22 protein-coding genes and 1 pseudogene are annotated in these 24718 nt (G+C 69.9%); 12 read left to right on the forward strand and 11 right to left on the reverse strand.

Annotated features, from left to right (window positions below; genetic code table 11):
* The first annotated feature begins 454 nt into the window (after positions 1–454).
* Genes pdhA through ACZ4UV_RS26330 form a run of 3 tightly spaced genes read left to right on the forward strand, consistent with a single transcriptional unit; the run spans position 455 to position 4078 of the window.
* A complete protein-coding gene (gene pdhA, locus ACZ4UV_RS26320; RefSeq protein WP_390045589.1) occupies positions 455–1657 on the forward strand; it encodes a pyruvate dehydrogenase (acetyl-transferring) E1 component subunit alpha in 1203 nt (400 codons plus the stop codon).
* Positions 1658–1659: 2 nt separating this feature from the next.
* Positions 1660–2640, forward strand: a complete 981-nt coding sequence (locus tag ACZ4UV_RS26325; RefSeq protein WP_351486408.1) for an alpha-ketoacid dehydrogenase subunit beta — start codon at positions 1660–1662, stop codon at positions 2638–2640.
* 10 nt (positions 2641–2650) lie between these two features.
* Positions 2651–4078, forward strand: coding sequence for a dihydrolipoamide acetyltransferase family protein (locus ACZ4UV_RS26330; RefSeq protein ID WP_467841094.1), 1428 nt, complete (start codon positions 2651–2653; stop codon positions 4076–4078).
* Positions 4079–4127: 49 nt separating this feature from the next.
* Here the strand turns inward: ACZ4UV_RS26330 and ACZ4UV_RS26335 are convergent.
* Together ACZ4UV_RS26335 and ACZ4UV_RS26340 are read right to left on the reverse strand one after the other, a co-directional pair.
* A pseudogene (locus ACZ4UV_RS26335) lies at positions 4128–4229 on the reverse strand (DNA-binding protein); the annotation flags it as partial.
* Between the two features lie 131 nt (positions 4230–4360).
* Positions 4361–5260 (reverse strand): D-alanyl-D-alanine carboxypeptidase family protein, encoded by a 900-nt coding sequence (locus tag ACZ4UV_RS26340; RefSeq protein WP_451022914.1) that lies wholly within the window; start codon positions 5258–5260, stop codon positions 4361–4363.
* 197 nt (positions 5261–5457) lie between these two features.
* Between ACZ4UV_RS26340 and ACZ4UV_RS26345 the strand changes: the two genes are divergently transcribed.
* Positions 5458–6108: a GntR family transcriptional regulator gene (locus tag ACZ4UV_RS26345; RefSeq protein WP_451022913.1), complete on the forward strand. Its 651-nt coding sequence runs from the start codon at positions 5458–5460 to the stop codon at positions 6106–6108.
* A complete protein-coding gene (locus tag ACZ4UV_RS26350; protein WP_451022912.1) occupies positions 6105–7406 on the forward strand; it encodes an MFS transporter in 1302 nt (433 codons plus the stop codon). The genes ACZ4UV_RS26345 and ACZ4UV_RS26350 overlap by 4 nt, the downstream gene beginning before the upstream one ends.
* 28 nt (positions 7407–7434) lie before the next feature.
* On the opposite strand, the gene ACZ4UV_RS26355 is transcribed toward ACZ4UV_RS26350, so the two are convergent.
* Positions 7435–8199 (reverse strand): SAM-dependent methyltransferase, encoded by a 765-nt coding sequence (locus tag ACZ4UV_RS26355; RefSeq protein ID WP_451022911.1) that lies wholly within the window; start codon positions 8197–8199, stop codon positions 7435–7437.
* A gap of 79 nt (positions 8200–8278) precedes the next feature.
* Entirely contained in the window at positions 8279–9103 is an 825-nt protein-coding gene (locus ACZ4UV_RS26360; RefSeq protein WP_390045606.1) for a maleylpyruvate isomerase family mycothiol-dependent enzyme, read from the reverse strand.
* A gap of 182 nt (positions 9104–9285) precedes the next feature.
* Here ACZ4UV_RS26360 and ACZ4UV_RS26365 point away from each other — a divergent pair, with 182 nt between their 5' ends.
* Entirely contained in the window at positions 9286–10083 is a 798-nt protein-coding gene (locus tag ACZ4UV_RS26365; RefSeq protein ID WP_451017775.1) for a carbon-nitrogen family hydrolase, read from the forward strand.
* A gap of 6 nt (positions 10084–10089) precedes the next feature.
* Here the strand turns inward: ACZ4UV_RS26365 and ACZ4UV_RS26370 are convergent, their stop codons facing one another.
* Positions 10090–10584 carry an LURP-one-related/scramblase family protein gene (locus tag ACZ4UV_RS26370; protein ID WP_351486425.1) on the reverse strand — a complete coding sequence of 165 codons (495 nt, stop codon included), beginning with the start codon at positions 10582–10584 and terminating at the stop codon, positions 10090–10092.
* Positions 10581–11588 (reverse strand): GlxA family transcriptional regulator, encoded by a 1008-nt coding sequence (locus tag ACZ4UV_RS26375; RefSeq protein WP_467841101.1) that lies wholly within the window; start codon positions 11586–11588, stop codon positions 10581–10583. The genes ACZ4UV_RS26370 and ACZ4UV_RS26375 overlap by 4 nt, the downstream gene beginning before the upstream one ends.
* Positions 11589–11641: 53 nt before the next feature.
* Between ACZ4UV_RS26375 and ACZ4UV_RS26380 the strand changes: the two genes are divergently transcribed.
* The 3 genes from ACZ4UV_RS26380 (at position 11642) to ACZ4UV_RS26390 (ending at position 15580) form a co-directional block, all read left to right on the forward strand.
* Entirely contained in the window at positions 11642–12034 is a 393-nt protein-coding gene (locus ACZ4UV_RS26380) for a cupin domain-containing protein (RefSeq protein WP_451017773.1), read from the forward strand.
* Between the two features lie 145 nt (positions 12035–12179).
* The gene (locus ACZ4UV_RS26385; protein WP_451017772.1) at positions 12180–13040 is read left to right on the forward strand and encodes a calcium-binding protein; all 861 of its coding nucleotides are present in this window, start codon (positions 12180–12182) and stop codon (positions 13038–13040) included.
* Between the two features lie 731 nt (positions 13041–13771).
* Positions 13772–15580: an NHL domain-containing thioredoxin family protein gene (locus ACZ4UV_RS26390; protein ID WP_467841104.1), complete on the forward strand. Its 1809-nt coding sequence runs from the start codon at positions 13772–13774 to the stop codon at positions 15578–15580.
* Between the two features lie 97 nt (positions 15581–15677).
* Here ACZ4UV_RS26390 and ACZ4UV_RS26395 read toward each other — a convergent pair whose 3' ends face one another.
* The 5 genes from ACZ4UV_RS26395 to ACZ4UV_RS26415 all read right to left on the reverse strand — a co-directional run bounded on the left by ACZ4UV_RS26395 (position 15678) and on the right by ACZ4UV_RS26415 (position 20673).
* On the reverse strand, positions 15678–15836 hold the full coding sequence (locus ACZ4UV_RS26395; protein ID WP_294008171.1) for a hypothetical protein: 159 nt from the start codon (positions 15834–15836) through the stop codon (positions 15678–15680).
* Between the two features lie 30 nt (positions 15837–15866).
* Positions 15867–16973 (reverse strand): glycosyltransferase family 2 protein, encoded by a 1107-nt coding sequence (locus ACZ4UV_RS26400; RefSeq protein ID WP_451017769.1) that lies wholly within the window; start codon positions 16971–16973, stop codon positions 15867–15869.
* 166 nt (positions 16974–17139) lie between these two features.
* Entirely contained in the window at positions 17140–17391 is a 252-nt protein-coding gene (locus ACZ4UV_RS26405) for a DUF6458 family protein (protein WP_294008175.1), read from the reverse strand.
* A gap of 74 nt (positions 17392–17465) precedes the next feature.
* Complete coding sequence (locus ACZ4UV_RS26410) at positions 17466–18764, reverse strand: M18 family aminopeptidase (protein ID WP_467841108.1); 1299 nt, start codon at positions 18762–18764, stop codon at positions 17466–17468.
* Positions 18765–18846: 82 nt separating this feature from the next.
* On the reverse strand, positions 18847–20673 hold the full coding sequence (locus tag ACZ4UV_RS26415) for an acyl-CoA dehydrogenase (protein WP_451017766.1): 1827 nt from the start codon (positions 20671–20673) through the stop codon (positions 18847–18849).
* A 176-nt stretch (positions 20674–20849) separates the two neighbouring features.
* Between ACZ4UV_RS26415 and ACZ4UV_RS26420 the strand changes: the two genes are divergently transcribed.
* From ACZ4UV_RS26420 to ACZ4UV_RS26430, 3 genes are all read left to right on the forward strand, one after another.
* The gene (locus ACZ4UV_RS26420; protein WP_351486434.1) at positions 20850–21332 is read left to right on the forward strand and encodes an SseB family protein; all 483 of its coding nucleotides are present in this window, start codon (positions 20850–20852) and stop codon (positions 21330–21332) included.
* Between the two features lie 290 nt (positions 21333–21622).
* Positions 21623–23578 (forward strand): NHL repeat-containing protein, encoded by a 1956-nt coding sequence (locus tag ACZ4UV_RS26425; RefSeq protein WP_451017765.1) that lies wholly within the window; start codon positions 21623–21625, stop codon positions 23576–23578.
* A gap of 113 nt (positions 23579–23691) precedes the next feature.
* Positions 23692–24669: a pirin family protein gene (locus tag ACZ4UV_RS26430; RefSeq protein WP_390045623.1), complete on the forward strand. Its 978-nt coding sequence runs from the start codon at positions 23692–23694 to the stop codon at positions 24667–24669.
* Positions 24670–24718: the final 49 nt, after the last annotated feature.

A 24718-nucleotide genomic window follows, 5' to 3' on the forward strand; every position in this document is an offset into this window, starting at 1 on the left:
TCACGCGATGGGTCATGGCGAATGCAAGTGCGAAAGATGCGCCGCCGTGACGGCGCGCGGAGCGTAGGGTCAGCGCGCCGCGCGCGGCGCGCGCCCGCTCTTCGGGGAGCAGACCGGACACCTCGACATCTTCCCGTGGCCCCGGGCGGCGGGATAACGTGCCGTTGCTCCGGCCTCCTGCAAGGCTCTGACCAGCAAGCTTCCGGCCCGCGTCGATCTACTAGGGATCCCAAGCAAAAAGTACTTGGATTTCCAAGCAAAAACGCAGGTCAGGAGGGGTTTCACAGAAATGTGGAGCACTGGGTAACGTGCATGTTGCAGGGCGCTCGCCGGGGCACCTGTCACGCCTGTTCCCGGCCGAGTGGCACACACCCCGTGCCATGGGTGTCGGAAGCAGGTGAGCCGCACTGGTTCACCCGGCAACCCCGGGGGCCGGACCGACGGAGGAGCACACGTGAGCGTGGACAGCAGTGCCGCGGGCACACCGCGACGCAGCGCCGCAGGCAAGGCCGGTACCACCGGCAGCAAGACCGGCACCAAGCGCACCACCAGCCGTACCACCGCGAAGAAGAGCACCGATCCCGAGCTCGTGCAGCTGCTGACCCCCGAGGGCAAGCGGGTCAAGAACGCCGAGTACGACGCGTACGTCGCCGGGATCACCCCCGACGAGCTGCGCGGCCTGTACCGCGACATGGTGCTCACCCGCCGCTTCGACGCCGAGGCCACCGCCCTGCAGCGGCAGGGCGAACTGGGCCTGTGGGCGTCCCTGCTCGGCCAGGAGGCCGCCCAGATCGGCTCCGGGCGGGCCACCCGCGAGGACGACTACGTCTTCCCGACCTACCGCGAGCACGGCGTCGCCTGGTGCCGCGGGGTCGACCCGACCAACCTGCTGGGCATGTTCCGCGGCGTCAACCACGGCGGCTGGGACCCCAACAGCAACAACTTCCACCTCTACACGATCGTCATCGGCTCGCAGACGCTGCACGCCACCGGCTACGCGATGGGCGTCGCCAAGGACGGCGCGGACTCGGCGGTCATCGCCTACTTCGGCGACGGCGCCTCCAGCCAGGGCGACGTCGCCGAATCGTTCACCTTCGCCGCGGTCTACAACGCCCCGGTGGTGTTCTTCTGCCAGAACAACCAGTGGGCGATCTCCGAACCGACCGAGAAGCAGACCCGCGTCCCGCTCTACCAGCGCGCCCAGGGCTTCGGCTTCCCCGGCGTCCGGGTCGACGGCAACGACGTGCTGGCCTGTCTCGCGGTCACGAAGTGGGCGCTGGAGCGCGCCCGCAGCGGCGAGGGCCCGACGCTGGTCGAGGCGTACACGTACCGGATGGGCGCCCACACCACCTCCGACGACCCCACCCGCTACCGGGGCGACGACGAGCGGCTGGCCTGGGAGGCCAAGGACCCGATCCTGCGCCTGCGCCGGTACCTGGAGGCCTCAAACCACACGGACGACGGATTTTTCGCGGAACTCGAAGCCGAGTCCGAGGCGTTGGGCAGGCGAGTGCGCGAAGCGGTACGGGCCATGCCGGACCCGGACAACTTCGCCATCTTCGAGAACGTGTACGCCGACGGGCATGCGCTCGTCGACGAGGAGCGAGCCCAGTTCGCCGCCTACCAGGCGTCGTTCGCGGACGTAGAGGGGGCCTGACCATGGCAGCGGAAAAGATGGCTCTGGCCAAGGCGATCAACGAGTCGCTGCGCCGCGCCCTGGAGTCGGACCCCAAGGTCCTCGTCATGGGCGAGGACGTCGGCAAGCTCGGCGGTGTCTTCCGGGTCACCGACGGGCTGCAGAAGGACTTCGGCGACAGCCGCGTCATCGACACCCCCCTCGCCGAGTCCGGCATCGTCGGCACCGCGATCGGCCTCGCCCTGCGCGGCTACCGCCCGGTGGTGGAGATCCAGTTCGACGGCTTCGTCTTCCCGGCGTACGACCAGATCGTCACCCAGCTCGCGAAGATGCACGCCCGCTCGCTCGGCAAGGTCAAGATGCCGGTCGTCGTCCGCATCCCCTACGGCGGCGGCATCGGCGCGGTCGAGCACCACTCCGAGTCCCCCGAGGCGCTCTTCGCGCACGTGGCCGGACTCAAGATCGTCTCTCCGTCCAACTCCTCGGACGCCTACTGGATGATGCAGCAGGCCATCCAGAGCGACGACCCGGTGATCTACTTCGAGCCCAAGCGCCGCTACTGGGACAAGGGCGAGGTCAACACCGAAGCCATCCCCGGTCCGCTGCACAAGGCCCGCGTGGTCCGCGAGGGCACCGACCTGACCCTCGCCGCCTACGGCCCGATGGTGAAGCTCTGCCAGGAGGCCGCCGACGCGGCCGCCGAGGAGGGCAAGTCGCTGGAGGTCCTGGACCTGCGGTCCGTCTCCCCGATGGACTTCGACTCGATCCAGGCCTCGGTCGAGAAGACCCGCCGCCTGGTCGTGGTCCACGAGGCCCCGGTGTTCTTCGGTTCGGGCGCGGAGATCGCCGCCCGCATCACCGAGCGCTGCTTCTACCACCTGGAGGCCCCGGTTCTCAGGGTCGGCGGCTACCACGCCCCCTACCCGCCGGCCCGCCTGGAGGAGGAGTACCTTCCGGGCCTGGACCGGGTGCTCGACGCCGTCGACCGTGCCCTGGCGTACTGAGGAGAGGGTCGTGACGACGATGACGGAAGCGTCCGTACGCGAGTTCAAGATGCCGGACGTGGGCGAGGGGCTCACCGAGGCCGAGATCCTCAAGTGGTACGTCCAGCCCGGCGACACGGTCACCGACGGCCAGGTGGTGTGCGAGGTCGAGACGGCGAAGGCGGCCGTCGAACTGCCCATCCCCTACGACGGCGTGGTCCGCGAGCTGCGCTTCGCCGAGGGCACCACGGTGGACGTGGGCACGGCGATCATCGCGGTGGACGTGACGGGCGGGGCGCCGGCCGGGGAGCCCGCCGCGGCCCCGGCCCCCTCCCCGGAGCCGGAGAAGAAGCCGGAGGGCCGCCAGCCGGTCCTCGTCGGCTACGGCGTGGCGGCCTCCTCCACCAAGCGCCGCCCGCGCAAGGGCCCGGAGGTCACGGTCGCCGAGGCGGCCGTCCAGGCAGCGGTCCAGCAGGAGCTCAACGGCCACGGCCCCGCTCCGGTCCCCGCCCCTGCCCCGGCCGCTGCCCCGGCCGTGGAGGAGGAGCGGCCCCGCCCGCTGGCGAAGCCGCCGGTGCGCAAGCTGGCGAAGGACCTGGGCGTCGACCTGGCCACGGTGACCCCGTCCGGCCCGGACGGCATCATCACGCGCGAGGACGTGCACGCGGCGGTGCCGGCGGTGACCGTACCGACGACCGCGCCGCAGCCGACGGTCCCGGAGACCGCCGTGACCCCGGCCGCCGCCTCTCCCGACACCGCCCGCGAGACCCGTATCCCCATCAAGGGCGTCCGCAAGGCGACGGCGGCGGCGATGGTGGGCTCGGCGTTCACGGCCCCGCACGTCACGGAGTTCGTGACGGTGGACGTGACCCGCACCATGAAGCTGGTGGAGGAGCTGAAGCAGGACAAGGACCTGCAGGGCCTCCGGGTCAACCCGCTCCTCCTCATCGCCAAGGCGTTGCTGGTCGCCATCAAGCGCAACCCGGACATCAACGCGTCCTGGGACGAGGCGAACCAGGAGATCGTGCTCAAGCACTACGTCAACCTGGGCATCGCCGCGGCCACCCCGCGCGGCCTGATCGTGCCGAACATCAAGGACGCCCACGCGAAGACGCTCCCGCAACTCGCGGAGGCGCTCGGCGAGCTGGTCGGCACGGCCAGGGACGGCAAGACGTCACCCGCCGCGATGCAGGGCGGCACGGTGACCATCACCAACGTCGGCGTCTTCGGCATCGACACGGGCACGCCGATCCTCAACCCGGGTGAGGCGGCGATCCTCGCCGTCGGCGCGATCAAGCTCCAGCCGTGGGTCCACAAGGGCAAGGTGAAGCCGCGTCAGGTCACCACGCTGGCGCTGAGCTTCGACCACCGGTTGGTGGACGGAGAGCTGGGCTCGAAGGTCCTTGCGGACATCGCCGCGATCCTGGAGCAGCCGAAGCGGTTGATCACCTGGGGGTGAGACCCCGGGAGAAGTGGGAGAAGGGCGAGACCGTGACTTCCAGTCACGGTCTCGCCCTTCTTCGACCTGCGGGAATGCTGAGACCGTAACCTCCAGTCAGGGTCTCGAGAATCTCTCGATGGTCTTCTGGGACATGGTCGGAGAGAGCCTTCGGCCGGCGGGCTTCGCTTGCTTGTTGGGTTCGTTCATGTGAACCACATCTGCTGCGGCGAACCGTCCTGGTATGCCAAAGGCCCGCCGCACGGGTTGCGGCGGGCCTTCGTCGGCTCAGTGCGAGGTGGGTCAGATCGTCGAGAAGCCGTAGTTCAGGAGCTTCGTGGCGTCCGTCGCGCGCTGGGTGATCGAGGAGGAGGCGAGGACGGTGCCGATGACCGTCTTGCCGTTGCGGGTGGCGGCGAAGACCAGGCAGTACTTGGCCTCGGGGCCGGAGCCGGTCTTGATGCCGATGGCGCCGCTGTAGCTGCTGAGCAGCGTGTTGGTGTTGGTCCAGGCGCCCATGGTGCGGGTGGAGCCGGTCTTGGTGATCGTCTTCGCCGTGTACTTCTTCGTCTTGACGACCGTGCGGAACGTGGAGTTCTTCATCGCGCTGCTGGCGATTTTCGTCAGGTCGCGCGGCGTCGAGTAGTTGTTGCCGTTGCCGATGCCGTCGAAGGAGTCGAAGTGGGTGTGGGTCAGGCCCAGGTTCTTCGCGGCGGTGTTCATCTTGGAGATGAAGTTGGCGACGCGCTTGGCGCGCGTGGTGCCCGAGCCGTACGTGTCGGCGAGTGCGTAGGCGGCGTCGCAGCCCGAGGGCAGCATCAACCCGTAGAGCAGCTGACGGACGGTGACCTTGTCGCCGACGATGAGGTGTGCCTGGGAGGCGTTGTTGGCGACGACGTAGTCGCTGTACGCCTTCTGGATCGTGACCTTCTTGTCGAGGTTCAGGTTCGACTGGGCGAGCACGACCTTGGCGGTCATGATCTTCGTGGTGGAGCCGGTGGACAGCTCGGTGTCCGCCTTCTTCGTGTACAGCGTCTTCGCGTTCGCGTTGTTCATGATGTAGCCGCCCTTGGCCACGATCGTGGGCGCGGTGACGGCCTGCGCGGGCGCCGCGGTGAGGGCTCCGGTCGCGAGCATCGCGCCGGACGTGACGGCGATGGCGACGGCCTTGCGGAGGCGGGTGCCCTTAATACCGGTAATCAACTGAAATACCCCGAGTCGAGTCGAGTCGTAATGCCCCTGGCGTGCGGCCGAGTTGGGGGTGCCGAAGCGAGTGGGGCCGCACGTGTGTGACACGTAAGTAGCACAGATGGTTGTGCGGCTGCTGAGAGCGATTTACATCACGTCCGGATGATGGACTCCCGTGCCGCTTGCGTACGTGTTGTATCTAAGCTGTGGGCATGAGCCTGGCCGTCAAGCAGCCCCCCGCCGCCGACCGCGTCTACTCCCACGTCAAGCAGGGCGTCCTGGACCGCCACTACGAAGGCGGCACCCTCCTCACCGAGGGCGAGCTGGCCGAGGCCGTGGGAGTCTCCCGCACCCCGGTACGGGAGGCGCTGCTGCGTCTCGAGGTCGAGGGCCTGATCAAGCTCTACCCGAAGAAGGGCGCCATGGTGCTGCCGGTCTCCGCGCAGGAGATCGCGGACGTGGTGGAGACCCGGATGCTGGTGGAGGAGCACGCGGTGCGCAAGGCCGTACCGGCGTCGGCGGGGCTGGTGGCCCGGCTCCAGGAACTGCTCGACCGGCAGAAGGCCGAGGCCGCCGCAGGTGACCTGGCCGCCGCGGCCGTCACCGACCGCTGCTTCCACGCCGCGATCGTTCGCGACGGCGGCAACGAGATCCTCTCCCGCCTCTACGACCAGCTGCGCGACCGCCAGCTGCGGATGGGGGTCGCGATCATGCACGCGCACCCCGACCGCATCGCCAAGTCGCTGACCGAGCACGAGGAGATCCTGGACGCGCTGCGCGCGGGGGATGCCGATCGCGCGGTCGGCCTTGTGCACCGGCACGTCGACTGGTTCGCGCACCTGGCGAGGGGTGAGGTCCGATGAGCCGCGGCGGTGCGTCCCTGCCCGGTGATCCGCCGGGCGGCCGCCGGGCCGTGGTGGTCTGGGGCATAGGCGTCTCGGTCTACTTCGTCGCCGTCATCTTCCGGACGTCCCTCGGGGTCGCCGGCCTCGACGCGGCCGACCGCTTCCACGTGGGCGCCTCGGCGCTGTCCACGTTCTCCATACTCCAGCTGCTGGTCTACGCCGGCATGCAGATACCCGTCGGCCTGCTGGTCGACCGACTCGGCACGAAGAAGGTCCTGTCCATCGGCGCCGTGCTGTTCACCGCCGGGCAGCTGGGCTTCGCCTTCTCCCCCTCGTACGGCACCGCGCTCGCCTCGCGCGCGCTGCTCGGCTGCGGTGACGCGATGACGTTCATCAGCGTGCTGCGGCTCGGCACCCGCTGGTTCCCGGCCCGGCGCGGCCCGCTCGTCGCCCAGCTCGCCGGTCTCGTCGGCATGGCGGGCAACCTCGTCTCCACGCTGGTCCTGGCCCGGCTGCTGCACGGCATCGGCTGGACCCCGGCGTTCGCGGGCAGCGCGCTCGCCGGTGTGGTCGTGCTGGTCCTCGTCCTGTTCTTCCTGAAGGACCACCCCGAGGGGTACGAGCCGGCGCCCTTCCCGCATCAAGGGGCCGGGTACGTACGGAAGCAGATCGCCGCGTCCTGGCGGGAGCCGGGGACCCGGCTGGGCCTGTGGGTGCACTTCACCACCCAGTTCCCGGCGATGGTGTTCCTGCTGCTGTGGGGGCTGCCGTTCCTGGTCCAGGCGCAGGGGCTGTCCCGCGCCACGGCCGGTGAACTGCTGACCCTGGTCGTCCTCTCCAACATGGTGATCGGCCTGGTATACGGCCAGATCATCGCCCGCCACCACACGGCGCGGCTGCCGCTGGCGCTGGGCACGGTCGGGGCGACGGCGGTGGTGTGGGCGGCGACGCTCGTGTATCCGGCCGACCACGCGCCGATGTGGCTGCTGGTGGTGCTCTGCGCGGTGCTGGGCGCGTGCGGGCCGGCGTCGATGATCGGCTTCGACTTCGCGCGGCCCGCCAACCCGCCCGAGCGGCAGGGCACCGCGTCCGGGATCACCAACATGGGTGGTTTCACGGCCTCGATGACGACGTTGTTCGCGGTGGGTGTGCTGCTGGACGCCACCGGCGACAACTACTCGGTGGCGTTCTCGTGCGTGTTCGTCCTGCAGGCGCTGGGGGTGAGCCAGATTCTGCGGTTGCGGGGGCGGGCGGTCCGGCGGGAGCGGGAACGGTTGGTGGCCAGCCGGGTGGAGACGGTGCACGTGCCTGCGTGATCCCCTCCCGCCCGTTCCGTGGGTCGGATCAAGCCGCCGTCGGGACGAGGGTCAGGTAGGCCAGACCCAGCACACCCCGGTACGTCAGCCAGGCCGAGCGGTGGCTGTCCAGGCGGGCTCGGGTCTCCGTCGCCAAGGGGTGGCCGGGGTTGGCCGCCAGCCAGACCTCCGTGTCCGCCTGGTACGCCGACTCGAACTCCTCCCACTCCTCCATGCTCGCCGTCTCGATCCACTCCGGGCGGAAGCCGGCGGCCACCGCCAGGTCGGTCAGGGCGGCCAGGCCGTGGTGGTCGGTGGCCGAGGCGCCCGGCCACATTCCGGCCAGCTCCGCCTCGGTCGGCGTGCGCTGCCAGAACCCCTCGCCGAGCAGGACACGCCCGCCGTCGGACACCAGCCGCCGCAGCTCCCGCAGGGCCGGCACGAGATCGTCGCCCAGCGCCTGGCTCGCCCCGAGGCACAGCACCACGTCGGCGGGGCCCCGGCCGGTGCCCACCGCGGACTCCTCGGCGAACTCCACCCGCCCGGCCAGCCCTCGCGCCCCGGCGGCCCGCCGCCCCCGCTCCAGGTCCGCCGCGTTCACGTCCACTCCGACGCCGTGGGCCTGCGGTACGGCCGCCAGCAGCCGGAGCATCAACTCGCCCCAGCCGCAGCCGATGTCCAGCACGCTGCCGGGCTGCGAGCCCGCGAGGCGCCGGACCATCGCTGTCGCACGGGCCTCGGAGAGCGGGCCGTGGAAGGTGAGCCGGGTGAGGCGGGGCGGGAGGTCGTCCTGTGGCGCGGTCGCAGAGGTCATGCCGGGAAAGATAGGTCGGGACGGCCGCCGCAGGGCACCGAATTACCGGCGCACCCCGCGCCCGCCTCTTTCCCGATTCTTACTGCGTGACCGCGAAGTTGCGCAGGATCGCCGCCGTCAGCTCCGGTTCGCCCTCCGCCTTCACCCGGTCCGCGACCGCGTCCGGCGTGGTGCGGCCGCAGGCCAGGCGGACGAAGGTCTCCCAGTCGAGGGTGAAGGTGGCGGCGGGACCGAGGGCGGGGGCCGTTTCGAGGGTGCCGCGGCCCTGGATGTCGACGCGGATGGTGCGCAGGAACTCGATGGGGCCGTGCACGTCGAAGACGATGGCCGAACTGCGCGGTGCGTTCGCCTTCTCGGCGACGACGGCCGGCAGCTCGCCGAGCAGCACGTCACGGGCGATGTGCGCGCCGGGGGAGTCGAGGTTGCCGGGGCGCCCGAGGGCGGCCCGCAGATCCTGCTCGTGCACCCACACGTTGAAGGCGTGGCCGCGCATGGACTCTTCGAGGGTGAGCTCGGTGCCGAGCGGGGCGCGCACCTTGGCGCCCGGGTCCCGCGACTCGTTCCGCAGCTGGCGGTTGCGGCGGATGATCACGTACTCCAGCTCGGAGGTCATCTCCGGCGCCGTGTGGTGGCGGCGGACGTCGACCTGCATCTCCATGTAGCGCTGCTGGTCGTTGGTGACGTGGAAGAGGTCGCGCGGCAGGGTGTGGATGGGGCGCGGGTCGCCGAGCATCTCGCAGTCCAGGCCGATGACGTGGGAGACCACGTCCCGCACCGACCAGCCCGGGCACGGGGTCCGCCGGTTCCACTCGCCCTCGACAAGCGGCGTCACCAGCTCGGATATCGCTTCGATGGAGTGGGTCCAAGCGTCGGCGTAGGGCTGGAGGGTGGGATGCAGACTCACGGAACGGGACCCCTCGGCGGTCGGTACTCGGGCAGGTGGTGGCGGCGCTGCCAGCGGGAGGTGGCTGCTGTCGGCGGGTGTCTTGAAACGCTAAGTTACGCTGCTGTGAGGCACCCCGGCAGTGCTTTCGTGTGACGATCGTAGGCCCGTGTGGACGGCTCGAATGCCAGGACGGTGGTAGTGTGCGCGCCTCGCTCATCCAGATCGACGTAAACGAGGGTGAATCGGTCGAATCTCGTCGGCAGCGCGTGACCGCACTGGTGCGCGAGCAGACGGACGCCGATCTCGTCGTACTGCCCGAGCTGTGGACGACGGGCGCGTTCGCCTACGAGGAGTTCGCCACGGAGGCCGAGCCGCTCGAAGGCCCGACGTACGAGGCGATGGCGAAGGCGGCGAGCGACGCGGGCGTCTGGCTGCACGCCGGCTCGATCCCCGAGCGGGATCCTGACGGCCCCCTCTACAACACGGCTCTCGTCTTCTCCCCCTCCGGTGAGCTGGCCGCGGCCTACCGTAAGATCCACCGCTTCGGCTTCGACAAGGGCGAGGCGGTGCTGATGGGCGCGGGACAGGAGCTGGTGACGGTCCGGCTGCCCGGGACCACAGTCGGCGTGGCCACCTGCTACGACCTCCGTTTCCCCGAACTCTTCCGCGGACTCGTCGACGCCGGGGCCGAGACGCTGGTGGTCTCGGCGGGCTGGCCCGAGCGCCGGCGCGCGCACTGGACGCTGCTGGCCCAGGCGCGGGCGGTCGAGAACCAGGCGTTCGTGCTCGCGTGTGGAACGGCCGGGACGCACGCCGGAGTTCCGCAGGCCGGTCACTCGATCGTGGTCGATCCGTGGGGCGAGGTGCTGGCCGAGGCGGGTGCCGGCGAGGAGATCCTCACCGTCGACCTCGACCCGGCCAAGGTCGCGGCGACCCGCGAACAGTTCCCGGCCCTCAAGGACCGACTCCTCGGCCTGGACCCCCCGCGCCACCGTTAGCAGCTCCTAGTCCCCGTCCCGCTCCTTGTCGGCCAGGTGGATCACGCACACCGCCACCGCGATCAGCAGCGCCGGGTCCGCGTCGTCCCGTACGACGTCGACGCCGTAGGTCTCCCGTACGTGCAGCCAGCGCCGGGAGACCACGGCCAGCAGCTCACCGTCGTACTCGACGGCGAACTCCCGGTCGAGGATCTTGCCGCTGACGTCCAGTTCGGTGCCCTCGGCCAGCCGGACCCGGTAGTGGTTGCGCAGCAGCGAGAGCCGCTTGCGCCTGATGGTGGCCAGCGGTTCGCCCTCGCGTTCGATCACCATGGTGTCGCGCAGGGCGAACATCTTCTGGTGGAAGTCGACGAGCACCCGCCCGTGCCGGTCCTTCAGCTCGAACGTGTCGCGTACCCGCATGGCCTTGCCGTCGACGAGGAAGACCTTGTCGCCGCGCTCGTCCTCGATCCAGTAGTCCTCACCGAAGCCGAGGAGCCGGTCGCGTACCAGGAATCTCATACCTGTACCCCTTCCCGCCCCACCGGCCCGAAACGCCGCCGGTAGTCCGACGGGCTGAGTCCCGTCTCGCGCCGCAACCGCGCCCGCAGGTTGGCCGCGGTGCCGAGCCCGCTGCGCGCCGCCACCACGTCCAGCCGTTCCTCCCCGCGCTCGATCAGACGGCAGGCGAGGGCCACCCGCTCCCCCGTCAGCCAGGCCAGCGGGGTGGTGCCCAGCTGGGCGCGGAACCGGCGGTGCAGGGTGGCGGGGGAGACGGCGGCCCGCGCGGCCAGGTCCGCCACGGTCAGCGGCTGTCCGAGCCGCTCCTGCGCCCAGGCCAGCAGCGGGCCGAGCGATTCGTCCGGCACCTCGGGCACCGGCCGTTCCACGAACTGCCGCTGGCCGCCGTCCCGGTGCGAGGCGAACACCAGCCGCCGGGACACCGCGTTGGCGATCTCGGCGCCGTGGTCCTGCCGCCAGACGTGCAGCCCCAGGTCGAGCGCGGCCGCGCTGCCCGAGGCGGTGAGCAGGTCACCGTCGTCGACGAAGAGCACGTCCGGCCGGAGCAGCACCCGGGGATGCAGTTCCCGGAAGGCGTCCGCCCAGCGCCAGTGTGTCGTGGCCGGCCGTCCGTCCAGCAGCCCGGCCTCGGCGAGCGCGAAGGTCCCGGTGCAGAAACTCACGATCCGCACCCCACGCGCGTGTGCGCGCCGGACGGTGTCGAGAACGTCGGCACCGCGCGGTACGACGTTGTCGGGCCGTCCCGGTACGACGACCGTGTCCGCCTCGTCCACGGCCGCCAGCCCCGCCACCCCGCTGAGCGTGAAGAAGCCGTGGTTCATGCGCACCTCGGGCGTGGGGGCGCAGAGCGTCACCTCGTACGGCGGGACGGGCATCCCCAGTTCGGGCCGCGGCAGCCCGAACAACTCGGTGGCGACCCCGACCTCGAACGGATTGGTGCCCGCGTCGACGATCACGGCCACCCGGTGAGTCGACCGTGTCGACTGAGAGGATCCTTGCGCCATATGCGATTTCTAGCACTCACGCTGACGCTCGTCGACGCCTCAGGATGATCGCCATGACCAGCGAACCCGTCTCCCTCGCCCACGCCCTCGCCTCCTTCGACGAGCTGTGGAGCCCCCGCGTCGTCACCGCCGTCAACGACTACGACGTCCGCGTCGCCAAGGTCGAGGGCGAGCACCTCTGGCACGTGCACGACCGCACCGACGAGTTCTTCCTGGTCCTGGAGGGCGAACTGCACATCGCCCTGCGGGAGCCGGCCGGCGAGCGCACGGTCGTCCTCCCCAAGGGCTCGGTCTTCACGGTCCCCCGGGGTACCGAGCACAAGCCGCACGCGCGTGTGCCCACCGAGATCCTGCTCCTCGAGCCCACCGGAACCCTCACGGTGGGCGATCGGCACGACGAGGTTCCCGGGCACGTGGACGCGACGACCGGACACGTCCTCACCTGACCGGGCCGCGGATTCCCCCGGTCCAATGGATGTCCGGGAGTTGAAGTCCCCGTGCCTGTGCAGAAGCTGCCCAACCAACGGGGTGGGCCCCGAGTCCGACAGTGCGTAGTTCGCGCAATTGCGCACGGTCCTCTCGGAGGTCTCCATGCATGCTCGTCCCATCCGCCGCCGGGTCGTACGCGCCGTCCCGGCGATGACGCTGGCTCTCGGTGCGGCCATGGCCGCGGCACTCACCACGGCCGGTACCGTCGACGCCGCGACGGCACCGGCCACCGCCGTGGTCAACCAGTACGACTGGCAGCTCACCTACAAGGCCGCCGCCGGTCAGGCCAACAAAGCCGCTGTCACCGCATCGCTCACCGCGGACCGCACGGGCATCGTCTATGTGATCGACGACGTTGTCCCGATCAGCGCGGGCCATGACTGCACCTACCCCGACAGCGCGGACCACACCAAGGTTTCCTGCAGGGTCACTCTCGTGGACAGTCAGGACCCGTACGCCGCGCTGATCGTGAGCCTGGGCGACCGGGACGACATGCTCGCCTACAGGAACGCCACCGACCAGATCTACTTCTACGCCCAGATCGCACTCGGCACGGGCAACGACAAGGCCACCGACTCCGGTCGCCTCGACGGCGCCTACGTCTCCGGCGGCACGGGCAACGACACCATCACCGTGGGCAAGGAGGGTCTCGCCTGGGGCGACGACGGCAACGACACGATCAACGCGAGCGGCGGCGACAACATCGTGCAGGGAGGCAAGGGCAACGACGTGCTGCACGGCGGCAGCGGGGCCCAGTACCTGTCCGGCGACGACGGCGAGGACACCATCACCGGCGGAACCGGCGCGGACACCCTGTACGGCGGAACCGGCGCGGACACCCTGTACGGCGGCAAGGGCAACGACGTCCTGTACGGCAACAGCGGCAACGACAGGCTGTACGGCGGTCCCGGCAACGACAGGCTCTCCGGCGGTCCCGGCCGGAACGTGGTGCACCAGGATTGAGTGGACCGACGGGTCCGGGGCCCGAAGCCGGGCCCCGGACCCCAGGAAGGTCCTGAGGTTCTTACCTCTGATCCTGCTGTTCGTTCACGGAGTGAGCAACTCCGGGAGGGGACTTGCGGCGAGGGGATGGCCAGGCCCTCTGGTGAGAATCGCCAGGCTGCTCAACGAGCAGGAGATCCCTGCGCCCAGAGGTGGCTTGTGGCAGGTCGGCTCGCTGTCGCAATTGCTCAAGACCCCAGCTTTCGCAGGACTCCTTCCGGAGACGGAAGTCGTCTGGGACGAGGAACGGGGCCGTCACAAGTACACCGGTGTCGTTCATCCGTACCTGGACCCGGAGACGGGAAGCTCCGTGGTTGTCGGAGAGGGGATCGTCACTGTGGAAGAGCAGCGACTGATCATCGCGGAACTGGAGTCCAGGACCCGGCTTCGAGGCGACGGCACCAAACGGCCCGTCCGTGATCCAGCTCACCTGCTGACCGGGCTGCTCCGCTGCGGTGTCGGAGGCTGTGGTCTCCGCCTTCCTGGACCGGAATCCAGCCCTGGCGGTCCGTTGGCAGAGGAGCGACATCAGGCAAAGACGGGCCCTCCTGTATGCGGCCGTGGAGCGAGTCTGGGTTACCAGGGCTCCTGGCCGAGGGCGTCGGTTCGATCCCGCAAAGCGGCTCCGGATCGTCTGGGCGGTCGACATCGGTGAGGAATAGCGCCACGCGCGCGTGTGGTTGGCTTGAACCATGGCAAAACGCGTACGCGTCCGCGCCCCCGAGCTGATCGGCAAGGGCGGCTGGATCAACACGGGTGACAAGCAGCTCAGCCTCGCCGAGCTACGCGGGCGGATCGTAATTGTTGATTTTTGGACATTTTGTTGCGTGAACTGCCTGCACGTCCTGGACGAGCTGCGTGAGCTGGAGGAGCAGCACCGGGACACGGTAGTGATCATCGGGGTGCACTCGCCGAAGTTCGTGCACGAGGCGGAGCACCGTGCGGTCGTCGACGCGGTGGAGCGGTACGGCGTCGAGCACCCGGTGCTGGACGACCCGGAGCTCGCCACCTGGAAGCAGTACGCGGTGCGGGCCTGGCCGACGCTGGTCGTGATCGACCCGGAGGGGTACGTCGTCGCCCAGCACGCCGGCGAGGGCCACGCGCATGCCATCGCGCGGCTGGTCGAGGAGCTGGAGGCGGAGCACGAGGCGAAGGGCACCCTGCGGCGCGGCGACGGGCCGTACGTGCCGCCGGAGCCCGAGCCGACCGCCCTGCGCTTCCCCGGCAAGGCCCTGCTGCTGTCCTCGGGGAACTTCCTGGTCAGCGACACCACCCGGCACCAGCTGGTGGAGCTGGCCGAGGACGCGGAGACGGTCGTACGGCGGATCGGCTCCGGTACGCGCGGTTTCACCGACGGCACGGCGGACACCGCCGCCTTCAACGAGCCTCAGGGCCTCGCGCTCCTCGAAGACGGCTCGGTGGTCGTCGCCGACACCGTCAACCACGCCCTGCGCCGCCTCGACCTGGCCACCGGTGCGGTGACCACCCTCGCCGGCACCGGCCGGCAGTGGTGGCAGGGCTCCCCGACCTCCGGGCCGGCCCGCGAGATCGACCTGTCCTCCCCCTGGGACGTGGCCGTCTTCGGCGGCCGGGTCTGGATCGCCATGGCGGGCGTGCACCAGCTGTGGACCTACGACCCGGAGAGCCGGACGGTCGCCGTGGCCGCCGGCACCACCAACGAGGGACTGGTCGACGGGCCGGCGGCCGAGGCCTGGTTCGCGCAGCCGTCCGGCCTCGCGGCCACCGCCGACCGTCTCTGGCTCGCCGACTCCGAGACGAGCGCCCTGCGCTGGGTCGACCCGGAGGGGCGCGTCCACACGGCCGTCGGCACCGGCCTCTTCGACTTCGGCCACCGGGACGGCGCCGCCGGGCAGGCCCTCCTCCAGCACCCGCTGGGCGTCACGGCCCTGCCCGACGGCTCGGTCGCGGTCTCCGACACCTACAACCACGCGCTGCGCCGCTACGACCCGGCGACCGGCGAGGTCACCACGCTGGCGACGGACCTGCGGGAGCCCAGCGACGCGGTGCTGGCCGGCGACGAGATCGTGGTGGTCGAGTCGGCCCGGCACCGGCTGACCCGGCTGCGGCTGCCCGAGGAGGCGGTCCGGGTGGAGTCGGTCGCCCACCGCACCCAGCGCGCGGCGACCGAGGTCGCTCCGGGCAGGCTCCGGCTCGACGTGGTCTTCCAGGCCCCGGCGGGCCAGAAACTCGACACGAGGTACGGCCCGTCGACCCGCCTGCTCGTGTCGTCGACCCCGCCCGAGCTGCTGCTCAAGGGCGAGGGCGCCGACACCGAGCTGTCGAGGGAGCTGGACCTGAACCCGGCAATCGAGGAGGGCGTCCTGCACGTCTCGGCGATGGCCGCGTCCTGCGACGACGACGAGGCCAACCAGTACCCGGCCTGCCATGTGCACCAGCAGGACTGGGGGGTGCCGGTGCGGATCGCGGAGGGTGGGGTCGACCGTCTGCCCTTGGTCCTTGCAGGAATGGATCAGCAGTAGCCGACCGGAAGGGGCGCTGGGGGTACCCCCGGCCGGAGGCTGGGGAGGAACTGCGCGACCAGCCCCCACGCACCCGCAGCGGGGGGCACACAACCGGCTAGCGCCTCCGCGGAACCAGCTTGAACACCGCCACCCCGGCCGCCACCAGCGTCGTGGCCGCCACCACCATCGCCATGCTGTTGATCCAGAGCCCGGTGGCGGCCAGGGTCGCCCCGCCCGCACCGGCCGTGCCCGCGCCGATCACTCTGCCGTACATCGCTTTTCTCCTAAGAGGGTTGAGGGAATCTCACGTCGCCACCCACTTCTCCTCGCTGCGGCGCACCAGCCCCCACAGCGAGGTGAAGTAGACGGCGTGCTGGAAGAGGTCGTAGAGCATCTCCGGGACCATCAGCGCGGCGACCAGGACCGCCTTCGGCCCCGCTCGCCGTACCGAGACGGTCTTCTCGACGACGAAGATCAGGCCGATCGCCGTCCAGAACGGCGACAGGCCCGGCCAGCCGTACAGCGAGGTGTACGCGGCCATGTAGGCCAGGTAGACCAGGAAGGAGAGCGCGCCGAAGCCCATCAGGAACTGCTGCATGAAGTAGCGGGCGGTGACCCGGGTCCAGCCGTAGTCGCGGAGGTTCTCCAGCGCGCCGCGCTGCCAGCGAAGCCGCTGGTGCCAGAGTTTGGGGAGCGTCGGCATGACCTCGGTGGTGACCGCGCAGCCCGCCGGGGACATGGCCCGGTAGCCGAGGGTCTTGACGGCCTTGGTCATCTCGTCGTCCTCGGTGAGCGAGGCGAGGCTGTAGTAGCCGGTGCCGCCGCCGAGCTCGCCGGCGCGGCGGGCCGCGCGGACCTCGCGCAGCACGCGGGCGCGGAACATCGTGCCGGTGCCGGTGAGGACCTGGGCCTTGCCGCCGGTGCGCTCCAGTTCCCAGGCGTAGCGGTGGAACTCCATGCGCTGCAGCAGGCCGAGGAGGCCGCCGCCGTCCTCGCCGTAGAACACGCCGCCGACCGCGCCGACCTTGCGGTTGAAGGTGGCCAGCGCGGTCTCGACGAACCAGGGGTTGAGGACGGTGTCGGCGTCCTGGACGAGCAGCAGGTCCCGGTCGTCCAGGTGCGGCAGCACCCACGCGATGGCCTGGTTGAGGGCACCGGCCTTCTTGTGGGTGTTGCCCTGGGTGGGGAAGACCTGGGCGCCGTGGGCGGTGGCGACGCCGGCCGTGTCGTCGGTGCAGTTGTCGGTGACGACGACGACCAGGTCGGGGCGCCGGGTCTGCTCCCAGAGGCCGTCGACCGCGTCGGCGATACGTTTCTGCTCGTTGTGCGCCGGGATCAGGACGGCGAGTCTTGGTCTGTCGCCCGGCTCCTCGGGCGCGGCGTGGGCACGGCGCGTGGCGTGACGGCGCACGGCTCGGTACCCCCTGTCGTGAAGACCTCGGTGGATCCGGAAGCCGATGCTCCGGACCCGTCAGTGATCGAAAGTCTTCACGAAATCCGTACAACTTCGGTAGTTGAAAGCTGTAACGGATTGCTCACGGTTGCCTGTGATGACCCTGTGGGTGTGGCTCTGTCCGTTACACGCCGTATCCGTCTCCGTATCCGTCACGGTGGTGATGATGCCGTTCCTCCTCGACCACCGTCGTCGTCGGCGGCACCATGACCCGCCGGCGGCTGGCGATGCTGCTGAACGTGGCGACGCCGATGATGCCGACGGCCATCAGGATCAGGCCGACGACGTCGAGGTTGACGCCGTTCATGTGCCAGTCGGTCGCGAACGTGAGGATGGCCCCCACGGCGATGAGGATGATGCACCCGCCGAGCCCCATGAGTGTTGCCTCCCCTTCAGGTTCGGTGGTTCCGGTTCACACCGGGTACCCAGGGGCGGGCGGGCCATGTGCAACTACCCCTCCAGGAACGCCACCAGCGCGTTCGCCAGCAGGAACGGGTCGTCGGCGCCGCACAGTTCGCGGGCGCTGTGCATGGAGAGGATCGCCGAGCCGATGTCGACGGTCTGGATACCGTGCCGGGCCGCGGTGATCGGGCCGATCGTGGTGCCGCAGGGCATCGAGTTGTTGGAGACGAAGGTCTGGAAGGGGACCCCGGCCTTCTCGCAGGCGGCGGCGAAGACCGCGCGGCCCGAACCGTCCGTGGCGTAGCGGTTGTTGACGTTGACCTTGAGGATGGGGCCGCCGTTGGCCCGGGGGTGGTGCGTCGGGTCGTGGCGCTCGGCGTAGTTGGGGTGGACGGCGTGGCCCATGTCGGAGGAGAGACAGACGGTGGCCGCCAGAGCTCTCGCCCGGTCCTCGTACGAGCCGCCGCGCGCCAGCACCGAGCGCTCCAGCACGCTGCCGAGCAGCGGGCCGTCCGCGCCGGTGTCGGACTGGGAGCCGGTCTCCTCGTGGTCGAAGGCGGCGAGGACGGGGATGCAGGGCAGTTCGGCGCCGGCCGCCGCCACGGCCGCCAGCGCCGCGGTACCCGCGTGCACGGAGAGCAGGTTGTCCAGCCGGGGACCGGCCATCAGCTCCTGGTCGCGGCCCAGGTAGGCGGGTGGTTCGACGGTGTAGGTCATCAGGTCCCAGCCGGTGACCGAGCCGGCCGGCAGGCCCGACTCCTGCTCCAGGAAGGCGATCAGGTCGCCGTCGCGGACGTCGTCGCCGAGGCCCCAGATGGGCTGGAGGTGGCGCTGCTTGTCGAGCTTGAGGCCCTCGCTGCCGACCGAACGGTCCAGGTGGATGGCGAGTTGGGGCACCCGCAGCAGCGGCCGGTCCACGTCGACGAGGCGGGTGGAGCCGTCGCGCAGGCTGAGCCGGCCGGCCAGGCCCAGGTCCCGGTCGAGCCAGGAGTTCATGAGCGGTCCGCCGTAGATCTCCACGGCGACCTGGCGGAAGCCGTGCGCCCCGGTGTCCGGACGGGGCTTGACCCGCAGGTTCGGGGAGTCGGTGTGGGCGCCGACGATCCGGAACGGCGTGTGCGGCGCGGCGCCCTCCGGGACGTACCAGGCGATGATCGCGCCGCCGCGCAGCACGTACCTGCCACCGGCGGTGCCGTCCCAGGTGTCCGTCTCGGCGACCTGCCGGAAACCGGCCTTCTCCAGTCGTGCGCCGGCGTTCGCCACGGCGTGGTACGGCGTGGGACCGGCTGCGAGGAAGGACATCAGGTCGTCGGTGTGACCGCGATCGAAGCGGGAGGGTTCGCTCATGTGCTTCACCTTAACGACGTACGGTGGCCCGCTCCCCTGTGAAGGAGCGGGCCACCGCGGCGGACTCGGTCGGACAGAACGGTCAGAATGCGGCTTCGTCCAGCTCCATCAGGTCGAGGTCGACGCCGGCCGCGACCTTGCGGGCCAGCGTGACGCCCGGCAGCACGTTGGCCGCGAAGAACTTCGCTGCCGCGATCTTGCCGGTGTAGAACGCCTTGTCCTTGTTCGACGCCGTCTCCAGCTTCTCGGCGGCGACCGCGGCGCCCTTGAGCAGCAGGTAGCCGACGATCACGTCACCCGAGGCGAGCAGCAGGCGGGAGGTGTTGAGGCCCACCTTGTAGATGTTCTTGACGTCCTGCTCGGTGGCCGCGAGGTCGGTCAGCATCAGGCCGACGATCGCCTCCAGCTCGACGGCCGCCTTCGCGAGGTGCTCGCGGGCGCCCGCCAGCTCCTCGCCGCCCGTCCCCAGCGCCAGGAACTTCTTGATGTCCTCGGCGAGGGAGTTCAGGGCCGCGCCCTGGTTGCGGACGATCTTCCGGAAGAAGAAGTCCTGGCCCTGGATCGCCGTGGTGCCCTCGTACAGGGTGTCGATCTTGGCGTCGCGGATGTACTGCTCGATCGGGTACTCCTGCAGGAAGCCGGAGCCGCCGAAGGTCTGCAGCGACTGGGCGAGCTGCTCGTAGCCCTTCTCGGAGCCGTAGCCCTTGACGATCGGCAGGAGCAGGTCGTTGAGCGCGTGCTCGGCCTTCGGGTCCTCGCCGTTCGCCTCCTTGACGGCGATCGCGTCCTGGATCGAGGCGGTGTAGAGGACGAGCGCGCGCATGCCCTCGGCGTACGCCTTCTGCGTGATCAGCGAGCGGCGGACGTCGGGGTGGTGGGTGATGGTGACCTTGGGCGCGGTCTTGTCCATGAAGTTCGCGAGGTCCGGACCCTGGACGCGCTCCTTGGCGTACTCCAGGGCGTTCAGGTAGCCGGTGGACAGCGTCGAGATGGCCTTCGTGCCGACCATCATCCGGGCGAACTCGATGATCCGGAACATCTGGCGGATGCCCTCGTGCTTGTCGCCGATCAGCCAGCCCTTGGCCGGGTGGCGGTCGCCGAAGGTCATCTCGCAGGTGTTGGAGGCCTTCAGGCCCATCTTGTGCTCGACGTTCGTCGCGTAGACGCCGTTGCGCTCGCCCAGCTCGCCGGTCTCGAAGTCGAAGAGGTACTTCGGGACGAGGAAGAGGGACAGGCCCTTGGTGCCGGGGCCGGCGCCCTCGGGGCGGGCGAGGACGTAGTGGAGGATGTTCTCCTCCATGTCGTGCTCACCGGAGGTGATGAAGCGCTTCACGCCCTCGATGTGCCAGGAGCCGTCCTCCTGCTGGACCGCCTTGGTACGGCCGGCGCCGACGTCCGAACCCGCGTCGGGCTCGGTGAGCACCATGGTCGAACCCCAGGTCCGGTCCACGGCGATCTGCGCCCACTTCTTCTGCTCCTCGGTGCCCTCCTCGAAGAGGATGCGGGCGAACGCCGGGCCGGAGGAGTACATCCACACGGCCGGGTTGGCGCCGAGGACCAGCTCCGCGTAGGACCAGATCAGCGACGGGGGGGCGGTCGTACCGCCGATCTCCTCGGGCAGGCCCAGGCGCCAGTACTCCGAGTCCATGAAGGCCTTGTAGCTCTTCTTGAAGGACGCCGGGACCGGCGCGGTGTTGGTCTCCGGGTCGAAGACCGGGGGGTTGCGGTCGGCGTCGGCGAAGGACTCCGCCAGCTCGTTCTCGGCGAGCCGGGTCAGCTCCTCCAGGACGCTCTTCGCGGTGTCGGTGTCCATCTCGGCGAACGGGCCGGTGCCGTACAGCTTGTCGCGCCCGAGCACTTCGAACAGGTTGAATTCGATGTCGCGGAGGTTGGACTTGTAGTGCCCCATGGTGACTGCTCCGTATCCGGATCGGCGAGGCACTGAATCCTCGCGCAAGCTTTCACATACCAACGAGTAGCTCCGATGATGCTACCCGTCGGTAATAAGACGCAACCCCCCTCGGGTTAAGTGTGAGAAGGGTCTACCTTCTCGCGGACACCGCGTGTCTCGGTAGGCTTGCGCGCATGTATGGATACGGCCAGCCCATGGACGGTGGGGCCGCTCAGCAGCAGTACGCCTCGTCGCAGCAGCAGATGGCAGGCGGCCTCGGGGGGTACGGCCAGCAGCCGCCGCTCTACCCCGAGCCGTCCCCGCCCTCGCTCGCGGACGCGGTGCGCGCCTTCACCACCGGTCAGCTGACCGCCGAGGACTTCCAGCAGGTCTTCGCCACGTCCAAGGTGTACTGCCCGCGCGGCGACAACCCCGGGTTCCTGGCCCTGCACAACACCCAGCAGCCGGTGATCCCGATGTTCACCTCGCTGAAGGAGCTGCGCCGGTACGCGGGCAAGGAGTCCAAGTACTTCGTGATCACCGGCGCGGAGGTCATCGACCTCCTCCCGACCGGCTACGGCTTCGTCCTGGACATGGAGGGCGAACACCGGATGGTCTTCGACGCGAAGGCGGTCGAGCAGATGGTGGAGTTCGCGATGCGGCGGATGTACGGGTAGCGCTTCGCTGGGAGTGCCGCGATCTGCGGTCTGCCGATTGCCGTCTGCGGCGCCGTCGTGGTTGGTCGCGCAGTTCCTCCCCCAGCCTTCGGCCGGGGGTACCCCCAGCGCCCCTTTGGGGCGCTGCCCGCTGAAAACTCACCCCCGGTTGTCACAGCCATGCCATAGGCTTCCCCTGGCAGCCGCGCCCCGCACGCAACCGCTCTTCTGCGGTCGTGTCCGGGTGCCGCGCGGCGCTCTCATCCACCCGGCGAACCCGGGTTCTCACTGGGGGTTTCATCACTGTGCGCATGCGCAGCACTTCGGTCGCGACGGCGCTCGCGGTCGTCTTCAGCTCGGCGGCGCTGAGCGTCGTGGCGGCGGGGACCGCCTCGGCTGCCGGCACCACCGTCACCAACATCGGCGGCTTCGTCGTGGACGGCCCGCTCCAGCGGGTGTTCGTCGGCGACGCGGCGAACGGCCGGATCCTCGCCTCCGACTACAACGGCACCCTCGTCGACTCGGACGCCGGCCTCGGCAGCGTCAGCGACCTGGCCCTGTCGGACGACGGCAGCACCCTGTACGCGGCCCTGCCCAACACCCACCAGATCCTCGCCCTCGACCCGGCCACGCTGGACGTGAAGACGACGTACAGCATCCCGACCGACACCGGCCCCCGCCACCTGGCCTTCACCGGTGGCAAGGCGTGGTTCTCGTACGGCGACCAGTGGGACGGCGACATCGGCTCCATCGACCCGTCGGTGGACCCGGCGGGCGGGGCCGACCCGGTGGCGATGGCGCAGTTCCCGACCGAGGGCACCTCGGTGGGCCTCTGGGGCCAGGCGCTGCTGGACACCGACCCGAACCGGCCGGGCGTGCTGGCCGTCGGCCAGACCGGCATCTCCACCGACTCCATGGCCGTCCTCGACGTCTCGGACGGCGCCCCCAAGGCCACCGCCTGGTACTTCGGCGACTACACCCTGAACGACGGCATCGGGGACATCGACCTCGTCCCCGGCGCCGACCAGGTGCTGGTCAACGGCACCGACCGGGACGCGTGGGCGGACGGCAAGTTCAGCAAGGCCGGCTCCTACCCCGGAGCGTGGGGTGCCGACATCGCGCCGAACGGGCTGGTCGCCCAGTTCAACGCCGGCAAGGTCGCCGTGTACCGGCCCGACGCCACCAAGCCGCTGCGCACCTACAGCCTCGGCACCTCGACCGACTACGCCACCGGCAACCTGCGCTGGGCGCCGGACTCCTCGCGGATCTTCGCGCTGGCGTCGAACGGCGGCACCTTCACGCTCAAGGTCCTGACCCAGCCGACGCTCAACGTGCCGACGCTCACGGTCAACGCCCCGAGCTCGGCGCCCCGCGCCAAGAAGCTCACCGTCACCGGCAAGCTCTCGGCGACGGTCGCGCTGCCCGCCGGCGCCAAGCTCTCCGTCACCCGCACCGACCTCGAGAGCCCCAGCGGGAAGGCGCTGCCGGCCGTCACGGTGAAGTCGGACGGTACCTACTCCTTCGCCGACACCCCGCCGGCCGGCGGCACGGTCACCTACAAGGTGACCTACGCGGGCGACGCCGACCACACCGCGGCCACCGCCTCCGACAAGGTCTCGGTCTCCCGTGCGGGCACGAGCCTGAGCCTGAACAACAACGGCAAGCTGTACAACTACGGCGCCGACGTGAAGTTCACCGCGCACCTCGGGACGACGTACAAGAACCGCTCGGTCAAGATCTACGCGGACCCCTTCGGCAGTGACAAGGGCAAGAAGCTGATCAAGACCGGCAAGGTGGACTCCCACGGGAACATCGCCGCCTGGGTGGACATGACCCGCGACACGGCCGTCTCCGCGGTCTTCGACGGGGACGCCCGCTACGCGCCGAAGACCGCGAAGGTCACGGCGTACGCGCGGGTCAAGATCTCCACCTCGCTGTCGAGGTACTACAAGACGGCGAAGATCGGTTCGACGTCGTACCGCTGGTTCCACAAGAACACCAGCCCGGTGTTCAACACGACCATGACCTACTACCCGGGCCGTGAGCACCGCCTGGACCTGGAGGTCTACTACCAGGGCAAGTGGTACGCGACGGACTCCGAGTACTTCGGGCTCGGCACGAACGGCAAGACGTCCGTGCAGCTCGACGCTCCCGGTGAGTCCGGCATCCGGGCGCGGATGCGGTCGGTGTACGTCAACGGCTCGTCCGGCGACACCGTGAACTCCACGACCTACGGCGCGTGGAACTACCTCTACTTCAGCAACTGATCCACCGAACGGGGGACGACCGGGCCCGGAGGGAATGCCCTCCGGGCCTTCGTCGTTAGGGGTGGCAGAAAGTTCAACGCTCAACTAAACTGGGCGCACAAGGAGGAGCCAACATGCCTGCAGTGACCGTCGAGAACCCGCTCACCCTGCCTCGGGTGGCCGCACCGGCCGACGCCGTGGCCCGTCCCGTGCTCACCGTCACGACCGCGCCGAGCGGTTTCGAGGGCGAGGGTTTCCCGGTGCGCCGGGCGTTCGCGGGGATCAACTACCGCCACCTCGACCCGTTCATCATGATGGACCAGATGGGTGAGGTGGAGTACGCGCCGGGCGAGCCCAAGGGCACCCCCTGGCACCCGCACCGCGGCTTCGAGACCGTCACCTACATCATCGACGGCATCTTCGACCACCAGGACAGCCAGGGCGGCGGCGGCACCATCACCAACGGCGACACCCAGTGGATGACGGCCGGCTCCGGCCTCCTCCACATCGAGGCCCCGCCGGAGTCCCTCGTCGTCTCGGGCGGTCTCTTCCACGGCCTCCAGCTGTGGGTGAACCTCCCGGCCAAGGACAAGATGATGGCGCCGAGGTACCAGGACATCCGCGGCGGCCAGGTGCAGCTGCTGACGACTCCCGACGGCGGTGCGCTGCTGCGCGTCATCGCGGGTGAGCTGGACGGCCACGCCGGCCCCGGCATCACCCACACCCCGATCACGATGATCCACGCGACCGTCGCCCCGGGCGCCGAGGTCACGCTGCCCTGGCGCGAGGACTTCAACGGGCTGGCGTACGTGCTGGCCGGCAAGGGTTCGGTGGGCGCGGAGCGCCGTCCGATCCACCTGGGCCAGACGGCCGTCTTCGGCGCGGGCTCCTCCCTCACCGTCCGCGCGGACGAGAAGCAGGACTCGCACACGCCGGACCTCGAGGTCGTCCTGCTCGGCGGAGAGCCGATCCGTGAGCCGATGGCCCACTACGGCCCCTTCGTCATGAACACCAAGGACGAGCTCATGCAGGCCTTCGAGGACTTCCAGAAGGGCCGCCTGGGCACGATCCCGGCCGTGCACGGCATGACGGAGACCGGCCCGCAGGCATAACCGACACAGCCCCCAGAGAGGCCCGGCGCCATCCCGCGCCGGGCCTCTC

The sequence above is a fragment of the Streptomyces sp. NPDC028289 genome, assembly GCF_055565975.1.